The sequence below is a fragment of the Aeromonas sp. QDB54 genome (genome assembly GCF_027707385.1).
Taxonomy (GTDB): Bacteria; Pseudomonadota; Gammaproteobacteria; order Enterobacterales; family Aeromonadaceae; genus Aeromonas; species Aeromonas hydrophila.
Map to the genome: position 1 here is coordinate 115,164 of NZ_JAPCIT010000009.1, position 13,244 is coordinate 128,407.

At 63.1% G+C, this 13,244-nt stretch carries 7 protein-coding genes; all 7 read right to left on the reverse strand.

The window, feature by feature from the left end:
• Positions 1–50: 50 nt before the first annotated feature.
• The 7 genes from PG881_RS11185 to ygfK all read right to left on the reverse strand — a co-directional run bounded on the left by PG881_RS11185 (position 51) and on the right by ygfK (position 12,886).
• A complete protein-coding gene (locus tag PG881_RS11185) occupies positions 51–1,427 on the reverse strand; it encodes an NCS2 family permease (RefSeq protein ID WP_011706033.1) in 1,377 nt (458 codons plus the stop codon).
• Between the two features lie 284 nt (positions 1,428–1,711).
• Positions 1,712–3,028, reverse strand: coding sequence for a guanine deaminase (guaD, locus tag PG881_RS11190; RefSeq protein ID WP_270799997.1), 1,317 nt, complete (start codon positions 3,026–3,028; stop codon positions 1,712–1,714).
• Between the two features lie 24 nt (positions 3,029–3,052).
• Positions 3,053–4,570 (reverse strand): nucleobase:cation symporter-2 family protein, encoded by a 1,518-nt coding sequence (locus PG881_RS11195; RefSeq protein ID WP_270800000.1) that lies wholly within the window; start codon positions 4,568–4,570, stop codon positions 3,053–3,055.
• Between the two features lie 95 nt (positions 4,571–4,665).
• A complete protein-coding gene (locus PG881_RS11200) occupies positions 4,666–7,563 on the reverse strand; it encodes a molybdopterin-dependent oxidoreductase Mo/Fe-S-binding subunit (RefSeq protein WP_270800002.1) in 2,898 nt (965 codons plus the stop codon).
• The gene (ygfM, locus tag PG881_RS11205) at positions 7,560–8,336 is read right to left on the reverse strand and encodes a molybdopterin-dependent oxidoreductase FAD-binding subunit (protein WP_011706029.1); all 777 of its coding nucleotides are present in this window, start codon (positions 8,334–8,336) and stop codon (positions 7,560–7,562) included. Before ygfM ends, PG881_RS11200 begins: the two co-directional genes overlap by 4 nt.
• A gap of 80 nt (positions 8,337–8,416) precedes the next feature.
• A complete protein-coding gene (ssnA, locus tag PG881_RS11210) occupies positions 8,417–9,745 on the reverse strand; it encodes a putative aminohydrolase SsnA (protein WP_270800004.1) in 1,329 nt (442 codons plus the stop codon).
• A 30-nt stretch (positions 9,746–9,775) separates the two neighbouring features.
• On the reverse strand, positions 9,776–12,886 hold the full coding sequence (gene ygfK, locus PG881_RS11215; protein WP_270800006.1) for a putative selenate reductase subunit YgfK: 3,111 nt from the start codon (positions 12,884–12,886) through the stop codon (positions 9,776–9,778).
• Between the last annotated feature and the right edge of the window lie 358 nt (positions 12,887–13,244).

The window sequence follows — 13,244 nt, forward strand, 5'->3', positions numbered from 1 at the left end:
GGGCCGGCCAAGAGAGGCTGGCCCCGCGATAGAGAAGAACGCGATGCGGACTAGATGGCCCAGCCGCCGGCATAGAAGAGCACCAGCGCCAGGGCGATGATGACGGTGCCGACGTTGAGCTTGCGCCACTCCTTCGAGCAGATGCGGCCGATCACCAGGGCGCTGAAGCCCAGCATGATGCCGGTGACGATGTTGCAGGTGAGCACGATGAAGACGGCGCACAGCAGGCCGGACATGGCCCCGACGAAGTCATCGAAGTCAAGCCGGGCGACGTTGCTCAGCATCAAGAGTCCCACGTACATCAGGGCCGGCGCCGTGGCATAGGCCGGCACCAGGTAGGAGAGCGGCGAGAGGAACAACATCAGCAGGAACAAGACCCCCACCACGGTGGCGGTGAGACCGGTCTTGCCCCCTGCCGCCGTGCCCGCCGCCGATTCGATGTAGACGGCGGCCGGCGCGGCCCCCACCAGACCGGAGAAGATGCTGCTGATGGAGTCGGCGCTGAGCGCCTTGCCGCTGTTGATGATGTGGCCATCCTTGTCCAGCAGGTTGGCCTGCCCCGCCACCGCGCGAATGGTGCCGGTGGCATCAAACACCGCCGTCATCACCAGCGCCAGCACGCTTGGCAGCACCAGCGGCGAGAGCGCCCCCATGATGTCCAGGCTGAAGATGAGGGACTTGCCCTGCTCGTCGGCGAGACTCGGCATGGCGAACAGCCCCTGGTACTTGACCGCCGGATCGAAGATGAGGCCGAAAATGGAGATGGCGATGATCACCAGCAGGATCCCGCCCGGAACTTTAAGCTTCTCCAGCCCGACGATGACCGCCAGCCCGATGAGGGACATGATGACCGGCATGGAGGTAAAGGCCCCCAGCGCCACCGGTAGCCCCTCCAGCGGGTTCTTGATCACCAGCCCCACCCCGTTGGCGGCGATCAGCAGCAGGAAGAGCCCGATCCCGATGCCGGTGCCGTGGGCGATCCCCATCGGCAGGTTGTCGAGGATCCAGCTGCGCACCCCGGTCACCGAGATGGCGGTAAACAGCACCCCCATCAGAAAGACGGCGCCGAGCGCCACCGGGATGGAGATCTGCTGCCCCAGCACCAGGCTGAAGGCGGTAAAGGCGGTAAGCGAGATGGCGCAGCCGATGGCCATCGGCAGCTTGGCCCAAAGCCCCATCAGCAGCGAACCAAAGCCCGCCACCAGACAGGTGGCCACGAACACGGCGCCGGGGGGAAAGCCCGCCTTGCCGAGCATGCTGGGCACCACGATCACCGAATAGACCATGGCGAGGAAGGTGGTGAGCCCCGCCAGCACCTCCTGGCGCACGTTGCTGCCTCGCTCGCTGATCATGAAGTAGCGATCGAGTGCGCCGCCGGCGGGCTGTCGTCCCGCCGCCGCCCCCTTGTCCGCAACTGCCCCGTCCATCTCGTTTATCCTGTTTGTCTGGCTCATGGCCGACTCCTTCCTGCATCCCTGAATGTGTCGTGACGAAATGGCGGTCGGTGCCGTGGATCTCTGCTGCCACGGTCGCCGGCATCATGGGGTTGGCAGGCAAGGCAAACGTTTGACTTGCCGTCTAAAAAACCGGGCCATTTCACCTGCTGTGGCGGGGCAAGCGCCTCGCCTGTCGTGCGGCGCAGGCACCACGCTGGTCCCTGCTGCCGTGTTCCCGGGGCGAGCATGCCCGCCCCTCTCCTGTGAAAAGCGGATCAGCCCCGCTCGTGCACCAGCTGACCATCCACGTAGGTGCGGTAGATGGATCTGTCATCCCCCAGGGTCAGCAGCACGAACAGCTTGTCGCGCAGGGTGGTGGAGTTGTCATAACGCAGCTGCTGCAACGGGGTGGCGACCGGGTCGAGCACCACGAAATCCGCCTCCTTGCCCACCGCGAAGCTGCCGATCTGCTCGTCCAGCCCGAGCGCATGGGCGCCGCCTAGGGTGGCGAGATAGAAGGCCTGATAGGCCGAGAGGCGCTCGCCCTGCAACTGCATCACCTTGTAGGCCTCGTTGAGGGTCTGCAGCATGTTGAAGGTGGTGCCGGCGCCGATGTCGGTGCCCATCCCCACCTTCACCTGCTTGTGCCACGCCTTGTGCAGCTTGAAGAGACCGCTGCCCAGATACAGATTCGAGGTGGGACAAAACGCGATGGTGGAGCCGGTCTCCTTCAGGCAATCCCACTCCTGCTCTTCCAAATGGACGCAGTGGGCAAACACGCAGTTGTGGCCGGTGAGGCCGTGCTGGTGATAGACGTCGAGATAGCCCTGATGCTCTGGGAAGAGGGATTTTACCCAGGCTATCTCGTCCTTGTTCTCACACAGGTGGGTGTGCAGATAGGTGGTCGGGTACTCTTCGCGCAGCCGTCTCGCCATCGCCAGCTGCGCCGGGGTCGAGGTGGGGGCAAAACGCGGCGTGATGGCGTAGAGCAAGCGGCCGTTGCCGTGCCAGCGCTCGATGAGCGTCTTGCTCTGTTCATAACTGCTCTCGGCGGTATCCAGCAGATAATCTGGCGCGTTGCGATCCATCATCACCTTGCCGGCGATCATCCGCATGTTGATGCGGCTGGCCGCCTCGAACAGGGCATCCACCGACTCGGGGTGGACGGTGCCGAACACCAGCGCCGTGGTGGTGCCGTTTCGCAGCAGCTGCTTGATGAAGAAGGTGGACATCTCGCGGGCATACTCGAGATCGTTGTAGCGCCGCTCGGCCGGGAAGGTATGGCGGTTGAGCCACTCCAGCAGCTGCTCGCCATAAGCCCCCACCATCTCGCTTTGCGGGTAGTGGATGTGGGTGTCGACAAAGCCTGGCACTATCATCTTGCCGCGATAATCCCGCACCCGCACCTGGGCCGGGATCCGCTCCTTGCCCTCCTCCCACTGGCCGAACCAGTCGATGCAGCCGTTGCGGATGATCAGCAGGCCATCTTCAATGAGGCGGGCATTGGGCTCTATCTCCTCGGGCTGGCTCACCACCCGGGTGATGTCAAAGAAGCTGCCACGCACCGCCTTGACGGAGTTGTCGTTTTTCATCTCTCAATTCCCTCTTGTTGTTCGTTAGCCGCGATCCACTTGCGGGGCGCGCACCTGTCCCTCCTCCGTCGCCAGCCCCTGTTGGCGGGCGGTGGCCGACGAAGCGGGCCGGGTGGCAAAACGGGTGTCGGGCTTGTCGCTCAGCTGGATCAGCTCCACCGCCTCGGCGGCATTGGCGGCCGCCTGGCGTCTGCGGCTTTGCGGCAGCACCAGATTCATGATGATGGCGGTGATGCCGCCGGCGCAGATGGGGTTCTCCACCAGCATGTAGATCCCCGCCGGCAGCACCTTGAACACGTTCGGGTCGTAGGAGACCCCGAGCCCCAGCCCGAGCGAGGTGGCGACGATCAGGGTCTCGCGCCGATCGAAGCCGTGACTGATGATGATGCGCCCGCCGGCGATGGCGATCATGGAGAACATGATGACCATGGCGCCCCCCATCACCGGCGACGGTATGGTGGTGAAGAAGCGCCCCACCACCGGGAAAAGGCCGAGCAGCACCAGGATGACGGCGATGAACTTGCCCACGTGGCGCGAGGCCACCCCGGTCATCTGGATGACGCCGTTGTTCTGGGCGAAGGTGGTGAGCGGCAGGGAGCCGAGCGCCGAGGCGATCACCGACACCAGGCCGTCCGCCAGCACGCCGCCGGAGAGCCGTTTTTGAAACTCGGGGCCCTGGATCTGCCGGTGGGAGACCATGGCAGTGGCGGTGATGTCCCCCACCGCCTCCAGCACGCTCAACAGATAGATGGTGCCGGCCAGCACGAAGGCGTGCAGATCGAAGGAGAAACCGTACTTGAACGGAATGGGCACAGTGATGAGCGGCAGGTTCTCAAGGGCGGTGAAATCCACCATGCCGAGCATCAGGGCCACCGCATAGCCCACCAGCAGGCCGATGGCGATGCCGCTCATGCGAAGCAAGGGGCTTTTGCTGCAGTTGAAGGCGACGATGACGCAGAGCACCAGCAGCCCCAGGCCGATGTTCTCGTATTTGCCGAAGGTGCCGCTACTCATGGCGGAGAAGCCGCCGCCAAAGTCGATGATCCCCACCTTGATGAGGCTCAGGCCAATCATCAGCACCACCACCCCGCTCACGGTGGGGGTGATCACCCGCTTGAGATAGGGCAGCACGAAGGAGGAGCCCATCACCAGGAAGGCCCCGACGAAGGAGACTCCGAGCAGGGTCGAGACGATCAGCTCCTCGTGCAGGCCATCTTTTTTCATGGCGCTACCCAGCGCAATCATCACGGTGACGAAGGAGAAGTTGACCGACTGGATGGAGAGCAGCCCCGAGCCAATGGGGCCGTAGCGGTTCACCTGCAGCCAGGTGCCGATGCCGGAGGCGATCATCGCCATGGAGACCAGGTAGGCGGTGGTCTCGGTGGAAAGGCCAAGGGCCCCGCCCACGATGAGGGCCGGGGTCACCATGGGCACGAAGATGGCCAGCAGGTGGGTCACGGCCCCCATCAGGGTTTGGTAAAAGGGAGGTTTGTCTTCGAGCGCGTAAATCAGGTCCGAGTGCTTGCGTGTTGTTTTAGACATCTTGATTGTCCCATCACACAGAATATGGGCGGAGTACTCATTCCGCTGTCAGGTGCTGGGGGCGAGCCTGCGCCCGCCCCTCACCTTTTCTTTTGTTATGCCGACGCTTGTTGCTCCAGCTTGCCCAGTTCACGCAGGATCTGCTCCGGCGTGAAGTGCCACTTGCGCAGCCAGACACCGCAGGCGTCGTGGATGGCGGTGGCGATGGCAGGTGCGGCGCCGTTGACCCCGATCTCCGAGATGGACTTGGCGCCGTAAGGGCCGACCTTGTCGTCACTCGGTACCAGAAAGGCCCTAAAATCGCGCGGAATGTCGCCAATCTTGGGCGCGCCATAGCTCTTCAGATCCCGGGTGAGCGGAATGCCCTTGCCGTCGTAGCAGATCTCCTCGGTCAGGGAGTGGCCGATGGCCCGCATGGTCGCCCCGTAGATCTGGCCGAGCGCCAGCTCCGGGTTGATGGGAGTGCCGCAGTCGAGCAGGGCGTAGAACTTGTCGAGCCGGATCTGGCCGGTTCTGACGTTGACCGCCACCTCGGCGAAGTTGGCGCCGTACGGGAAGGCGAGCTCCGAGGTGATGTAGCTGGCAGTGCCCACCAGGATGCCGAAGCCGGTACCGGTCTCGGCCTTGTGGGCCAGCTTGGCGAGGCTCACCTCCCCCAGCTTGCCGCGCACCAGGCCCGGGAACGCCAGCTCAACATCTGCTACCGGTTCGCCCAGCATGGCGGCGCCGTGGAACAGGATCTTCTCCTTGAGGTTCTCGGCCGCCTTCTTGGCCGCGTTGCCGGAGAAGCAGGTGCCTGACGAGGCGTAGGCCCCCTTGTCGAACAGGGCGTGGTCGGTGTCACCGGAGATGACGTGCACATCCCCAAGCGGGCAGTGCAGCACTTCGGCAGTCAGCTTGGCCACCACGGTATCGAGGCCAGTACCGATATCGGCGCCACCGGAGTGGACGATAAAGGTGCCGTCCGATTCCAGCTTGACCATGCAGTTGGCCTGATCGATATCCGGGATCCCCGATTTTTGCATGATGATGGCGACGCCACGACCGATGCGCCAATCCCCGTCGGCGGGTTTGGGGCTGTCCCAGCCGATCAGCTCGCGACCTTGCTTGAGGATGGGTTCAAGGGCACAGCTGGCCGCATGGGGTACCGAGGTGGGCATCTTGCCCTCGCCGATGGCACCCAGCACCTTGAGGATGTCCCCCTCGTGCACCCGGTTGTGCTCCACCATCTCGAGCTGATCGATCCCCAGTTTCTCGGCAAGTTCGGCAATCGCCATGGTCAGCGCGAAGTTGCCCTTGGGCGCGCCGTAGCCCTGATAGGCCCCGGTCGGGCAGATGTTGCTGTAGTAGGTGTTGACGGTAAAGCGCACGTTCTCGCACGGATAGAGCGGCAGGGAGAGCGCCGGGCCGTTGCTTGGCACCGTCAATGAGTGGTTGCCGTAAGGGCCGGTGTTGGCACGAAAATCCATCTCGATGGCGGTGATGGTGCCATCCTTCTTGGCCCCCACTTTCACCTTCACCTTGGCCACATGGCGCGAGGTGTTGCTGATGAACTCCTCTTCACGGGTGTAGCGGAAGGTGACCGGACGACCGGTGACCCTGGTCGCCCAGGCGCACACCTCTTCCAGCAGGATATCCTGCTTGGAGCCAAAGCCGCCCCCTACCCGCTCCTTGATCACATGCACCTGGTGCTGCTTCATGCCGACGATGCGCGCCACCTGACGGCGCACGTGCCACGGCACCTGGGTGGAAGCGTGAATGACCAGACGATCGCCATCCATGTAGGTGAAGCAGATGTGCGGCTCGGTCGGGCACTGCTGGGCCTGGGTCGACTCGTAGGTGCGCTCGACAATCTCGTCCGCCTCGGCAAAGCCCTTGGCCACATCGCCAATCTGGCCATGGACGCTGGCGGCCAGGTTCTCGTGGGGACGGGAACCGATGGGGAAGTTGATGATCATGTGCTCGTCGCCGCGGCGCACCGAGCAGGCGTTCTGCTGCTCCAGATCTGCCGGCGCCCCGGCCATGTAGACGATGGGCTCGTCGTGCACCAGCGGCGCATTGGGGGCCATCGCCTCGTCTATGTTCATGACCGCCGGCAGCACCTGATACTCGACCTCGATGAGTTTGAGCGCCGCCAATGCGATGGCTTCGCTCTCGGCCACCACGGCGGCCACCCGATCACCGACGTGACGCAGCTTGCGGCCAAACATGCGGCGATCGAGCGGTGACGGCTCGGGCGCGCTCTGGCCACCCGGGGTGTAGTAGACATCCGGGCAGTTGAGGTGGGTGATGACGTGCACCACCCCCGCCATGGCTTCGGCGCGGCTCACGTCGAGTTTGGTGATCACCGCATGGGGATGGGGGCTTCGCAGCATCTTGATGACCAGCGCATCCTCGCTGACCCTGTCCTCCACGTAGCAGGGCTTGGCCTGCACCATCTTGGCGGCGTCCACTTTCGGGCAGCTCTTGCCGATATGACGCAGATCGTCACGAAACTCGGGGGCAATCTGGCACAGGTAATCGGGATCCTTGAGGCGCGAGCTGGCGAGATCTATGGCCTGATAGAACTGCTGGTAGCCGCCGTCGCGGTGAAACAGGCCCGAGAGCGCGTCGTCGATTTGATCACGGCTGGGGTTGGGATGGCGATCAAGCAGGTCGGTGACGATGAGCGCAGCAGCCGGATCGTTGTAGCCGGACTGCACCACGCCCACGTCCACCATGGCCTGCTGTACCAGACTGAGCTGGTTCCAGCTGCCGAGCGACTCGGCGGTGCGCACCTGCGCGCCCTCCAGCTGGGCGGCGATCAGCAGGGAGGCGTTGATCACCTTGCCGTTGAACAGGATGGCGTCGGAGCCGGCAAAGCCAAAGCCGTCGTCGCTGTTGCGCACCGAGTGCATCCGGCACTGGTTGAACAGCACCCGCTGGGCATTCTCGCCAGCCGGGGTGATGACGGTGCGCAGGGCACCGTTCAGGGTAAAGTTGAGTTCCATCATGCCTGTACCTCCTGCTGCTGGCACTCCACCAGCAGATCCGCCACCACCACCCCGCTGATATAGCGCTTGTAGGCCACGCTGCCACCGAGATCCGCGCGCGGCGCAATCAGTGCGCTTACCGCCGCCTCCAGCGCCGCATCCCGCAGCTCATGACGCTCCACATCCCGCAGACGCATCGGTTGCGGCGTGACACCCGCCAGGGCGACCCGCATCTCGCCAAGGGCATCGAGGGCCACCGCAGCAGTCATCACCGCCAGGCCATCGGCGTTGCGGCTGATGCGGCGAGTGGCGCAGCGCAGCTCGGGCTCCGGCAGCACCACCCCCAGCACCAGCTCCTTGCGCTGACCGGCCAGGTAGGCATCGATGGGTTGCAGCTGGTTGTTCTCCAGCACCACCACGGCTTCGAGCACCAGCAGTACCGGCAGCAGCGGGGAGTCCTGCTGCTGGCAGGCAATTTCGCCGCCGAGGGTGGCCTGATTGCGCAGATGGCGGGAGTAGACAAACCCCAGCGCCTCGCACAGGGCGGCCGGGGTACGGGGGTCGTCTTTGAGGGCTTGCAGGGTAACGGTGGCGCCGATGTGGAGCTGACCGTGCTGCTGCTCAATCTGGCCAAGCCCGAGCTTGTCCAGCGAGATGGCGACCTTCTTGTCGGTACGGGTCGGCGCGGCGTTGAGCTTGCTGCCCCCCCCCATGTAGACGGCGTCGTTGCCAAAGCGGGCCTTGAGTTCCAAAGCCTGACCCAGTTGCTCGGGTCGGAAGAATTGCTCAATCATGTGTCGTCCTTACTCTTGCAGCCCGCCGCCGGGCAAATCCACAGGGCGGGCAATCCAGTCCAAACGTGCGGAGGGTGGCCTCAGGCCAGCTGATCCATCCGTTGCCACAGGCGGCTCGCCACCTTGCTGGCCTGCTCATAAAGAGGCTCGACGTCAAAGGCGAACTCGCGATCCTGATAGACCATGCGACCCTCCACCATCACGCTGTTGACCGAGGATGAGCCCATGCCGAAGGCGAGATGGCCGCCCAGGTTGCGCGGCGCCAGCGGGGTCGGTGCTGCGTAGTCGCAAATGGTGAGGTCGGCCTTGTAACCCGGCTCAAGGCGGCCAAATTTGGCGCTGAAGTTGCGCTCCAGCAGGGTATTGCCGTTCCAGAGGAAGCGGGCAAAACTGTCAGGCCAGAGCGCTCCGCCGGCATCCTTGTGCTTGAAATAGGCAAACTTGAGCTCTTCGAACATGTCGGAGCCGATACCATCGGTGCCGAGCGCCAGATTGCGATACTCCGGCAGGTGCATGTTGTAGCCCACGTGGTTGTTCATGTTGGAGCGGGCGTTGTGCACCAGGAAGGCATCGCGGCTGTTGAGCAGCTCGATGTCGGCCGGGCTCAGATAAATGCCGTGAGCGATCAGGGTCTTGCTGTCGACAAGGCCAAACTCGTCCAGCCGGGCGATGGGCTCCTTGCCATGGTGGTGGTGGCCGTGGGCCATGTCGTAGCGGTCTTCCGCCACATGGATATGCAGACCGCGACCGGTGACCTGCACCGCTTCGCGCAGCATGGCGAGCCCCTCGTCGGGCACGGTGAAGGGGGCGTGGGCACCGATGTGGGCCTCCACCAGATAGGGTTCGCTCCCCTTGGCCTTGGCGGCATCAATGGCCTGCGCGAACAATATGTTCTCCTCCACCCCGGCCTGCAGTTCGGCGAGGCCGCCGTTGCGATCCGTGGTCTCGAAGCAGGTCATGCCGCGCAGACCCGCCTCCACAAACCCTTTGCGCAGCACGTTCAGGGAGCCCTTGATGAAGTTGGGCGAGGCGTGGTGGTCAATCACCGCGCTGCAGCCGCTCTTGATCGCTTCCAGCGAGCAGATGAGGCCGCTGTAGTAGAGGGACTCTTCATCGAGCGCCCGATCGAGCCGCCACCAGAGGTTTTTCAGGGTGGAGATAAAGTCCGGGCAGGGGGCGATGTTGGCCATGATCCCCCGCGACAGGCCGGAGTAGAAGTGGTTGTGGGCACAGACGATGCCCGGCATCACCAGCTTGCCGCCCATCTCCCGATAGTTGGCCTGCGGGTAGAGGGCCCGCAGATTGGGCCCCACCGCTTTGATAAGCGATCCTTCGATGGCGATATCCACCCCTTCCAGCACCAGCGTTGGCTCCAGCTGGACGGCGGTGACGTTTTTCAGAATAAACATGGTTGGCTCCTTCGCTTATTCGTGGTTCGCTCAGGCCTCGACGGCCCCCAGCAGGTAGGGGTGATGAGCGTGGACATGGCTGATGATGCGGCACATGTCGCCAAGGGCCGCAGGCGCATCCTTGATCCGGCTCTGGGCGTCTATGGTCAGGCGATAGGTCTCGCCGCCCTGACGTACCCGCAGCTCACCGCCATCCGCCAGATAGAAACCGGGGTTGCGGCTGTTGTCGAAGTCCTCGGGCAGGCTGAAGATGGTGACCTTGTCCTGATAGGGCTTGCCCTGCCAGGGGCAGAACTGGGCGCAGTTGCCACATTCGTTGCAGTAGGCATCCAGGTGCAGGGTCTGGAACTGGTCCTTGAAGCCCGGCACAGCGATGGCGACGTTGGCCCGGTTGGGGCAGACGTCCACACACTTGCTGCAGAGGTAGTTGCACTCGAGGCAACGGTGCGCCTCTTGCGCCACGAAGGCCTCCCGCTCGCCCTTGTCCACCAGGGTGACGGCGATGTTTCCCTTGCGGCGGTAGATCTCGTCTTTGCCCGACGGCTGGGTGGTCACGTCACGCTGCTGGCTGGCGATATGCTCGCGAGAGAGCACCAGATCCGCAGCGCGGCGGGCGCCACCGATGGCACCGACGATGGAGGATGGGCCGCTCTGCACGTCACCGATGAGGAAGACGTTGCGACGGCTGGTTTCGCCGCTCTGGCTATCCACCTCGGGCCAGCCATCGCTGCCCAAGGGAATGCCCATGGCTTTGAGCACTTCACAATCAGGCTGCTCGCCGATGGCGGTGATCAGCGCATCCATCTGCATCACTTCGGTCTGCTCGGTGGGCACCGGACGGCGGCGGCCCTGTTCGTCAGGATCCCCCAGCGCCATCATCCGAACTGTGAGCTTGCCATCTTTGTCAAAGCGCTCCGGATTGGTGAGGAAGCAAAAACGCACCCCATCTTCCACCGCTTCCAGATACTCCTCGCGATAGGCGGGCATCTCTTTTTCGCTGCGGCGGTAGATCACGGTCACATCGCTGACACCGGGCACCTTGAGGGCGGCGCGGGCGCAGTCCATGGCGGTGTTGCCGGCACCGATCACCGCCACATGGCGGCCCAGCGGCAGCGGCTTGCCCTGATTGAAGCTGCGCAGGAAGTTAAAAGACTTGTAAATCCGCTCATGACCCCCTTCGAGGCGCATGCCGCCGTTCTTGTCGGCACCGATGCCAACGAAAACATAGCTAAAGCCCTGGGCGTGCAGCTTGTCGACGGTGAGCGCCGGATCGCAGCCAAACTCGAACTTGACCCCGTGGGCGGCGACAAAGTCGATGTCGTGCTGGATAAGCTCGGCCGGAATGCGGAACTCGGGGATGATGTGCTTGACCACGCCACCGGCATCCGCCTCGCGCTCGAACACGGTGACCGGATGACCGGCGCGAGCCAGGAAGTAACCGGCGGAGAGACCGGCCGGGCCTGCACCAATCACCGCCACCGGGTGCTTGTCACCGCTGCCTGCCGGCTTGTGCCAGCGCGCCTTGTACCCTTCCCAGCCCCGCTCCAGCGCCACCTTTTTCAGCTCGCGGATATTGAGCGGGCTGTCGTAGTCGAGACGGGTGCAGTTGTACTGGCACTGGTGATCGCAGATGTGGCCGGTGATGGCAGGCAGGGCGTTACGCTGATAAATCAGCTCAAGGGCAGCGACATATTCCCCCTCGCCCATCAGGCGAATGTACTCGGGAATATCCTGATGCACGGCGCAGGCGGTGACGCAGGGCGCCACATAGCAATCGGTCAGCGGCAGGCCGCCACCCACTTCGATGCGATCCTCGGACTTCCACTCCTTCTGGGTGTAATCCATGGTGAGGGCCTTGGCGGCCAGGGCTTCCAGCTTCTCGACATCGACCTGGGTCATGGCCCAGCTATCGGAAGCGTCAATCTCGTTGAGGCACTCGATCTGACGCAGGTAGCCACCCGGTTTCAGCAGATCGGTGGCCATGGTGATGGGACGAATGCCGGTCTCGAAGATATCGCTGATGTTGAACTTGCTGGCACCGCCCGAGTAGGAGATGGGCAGCTTGCCATCGAAGGCGCGGGACAGCACGGCCGCCACGTTGATGGAGAGCGGGAACAACGCCCGGCCGGACATGTACATCTCATCCCCCGGCAGTGCCCCTTTGCGGTTGATGGTGCCGAGGGTGTTGGTGAGCTTGACCCCGAAGGTGAGCCCCTTCTCGGCCCCCAGCGCCATCAGACGGGTCAGCATGGCCTTGGCCTGATCCAGCTTGAGGTCGTGATCGAACGACGCTTCGCTCAGACCAATGTAATCAAAGCCGCAGGTATCGAGGATCTCGCGCACCCGCGGGTAGCCCAGCAGGGTCGGGTTCAATTTGACGAAGGTGTTGAGCCCCTTCTCTTCCAGCATGTAGCGGCAGATGGCCTCGATTTCGTTGGGCGGGCAGCCGTGCATGGTGGAGAGGGTGACGCCGTGCACCAGATTGGCCGGGATACGATCCACCAGCTGTTGCAGGCGATCGCGCCGTGCCCCCAGCCCCAGCTCGGCGATAAACTGCTCGTCGGCCACGAGGTCACGTACCACCTGCTGGTACTCGGCAAATTTCGGATTGCTGCCAGCATCCATCAGGCTGTGGATGAACTGCTGCATCGGCGGCTGTTTGATGCCATCGAGGTTGTACCCCACGCTCATGTTGAAGATGAAGGACTTGGCCTCCCCGTCGAGGCGCGGGTCGAACACCTCCTCCAGCAGATAGAGGGCAAACCAGGCTTTCAGATACTCGTCAAACGCCTTGGGCAGGGTGAACTCGGTGGACCACTCGGTGTTGAAGCATTCGTCTTCGGCATCGATGCAGGGCTTTTCCAGTTCGAGACGGTCCAGGATCTGCACCGTCTTGAGCTCGATAAAGCGCCCGCCGGTCAGCCAGGAGGTGACGATGTTCTGGGCCAACTGGGTATGGGGGCCGGCTGCCGGGCCGATGGGGGTCTCGCAGGTTTCACCGAACACCTTGATCTTGCGCTCGTCCTGCTTGCGATAGAATTGCGCGGCGGGAATGCCGAAGATGGATTGACTCGCTTTATATTCCGAGAAGATACGGACCAGAAGGTTCTTGAAGGGAACGGGTCGCATAATATCGCCCATGTTGATCTCCTTGCAGCGGCACTGCTCATTGACAGGGTGAATAAATGGGGCCCATCCACAACCACGCATAAAAAGCCCCTTAAAACTGACAAGAGCAACAATCAGGCCAGCGCCGGATCTTTTTATTTTTCAGCCATAAAAACGTGAGGCACCTCCAATTAATAAAACATCGAAAGCCGATACCAGTTTCGACAATGAGAGTGGCTATCAACACCGAGTTTAAATAATGGAAACGCCGCCCTCACGGCTAAAAATGATCTCACTTTGGCGCGGCGCGCTATCAGTTTGATAAAGAGCGAGGCCGCCGCCATTATCAGGCCGGCCAGGATGATAACGGCCGCTGTCGGCCCCGGATAAC

Bases quoted from the DNA above. Each gene is read 5' to 3' on its own strand.
- PG881_RS11195 (WP_270800000.1), bottom strand. From the start codon at position 4,570: ATGTCTAAAACAACACGCAAGCACTCGGACCTGATTTACGCGCTCGAA.
- ssnA (WP_270800004.1), bottom strand. From the start codon at position 9,745: ATGTTTATTCTGAAAAACGTCACCGCCGTCCAGCTGGAGCCAACGCTG.
- ygfK (WP_270800006.1), bottom strand. From the start codon at position 12,886: ATGGGCGATATTATGCGACCCGTTCCCTTCAAGAACCTTCTGGTCCGT.
- PG881_RS11185 (WP_011706033.1), bottom strand. From the start codon at position 1,427: ATGGACGGGGCAGTTGCGGACAAGGGGGCGGCGGCGGGACGACAGCCC.
- guaD (WP_270799997.1), bottom strand. From the start codon at position 3,028: ATGAAAAACGACAACTCCGTCAAGGCGGTGCGTGGCAGCTTCTTTGAC.
- ygfM (WP_011706029.1), bottom strand. From the start codon at position 8,336: ATGATTGAGCAATTCTTCCGACCCGAGCAACTGGGTCAGGCTTTGGAA.
- PG881_RS11200 (WP_270800002.1), bottom strand. From the start codon at position 7,563: ATGATGGAACTCAACTTTACCCTGAACGGTGCCCTGCGCACCGTCATC.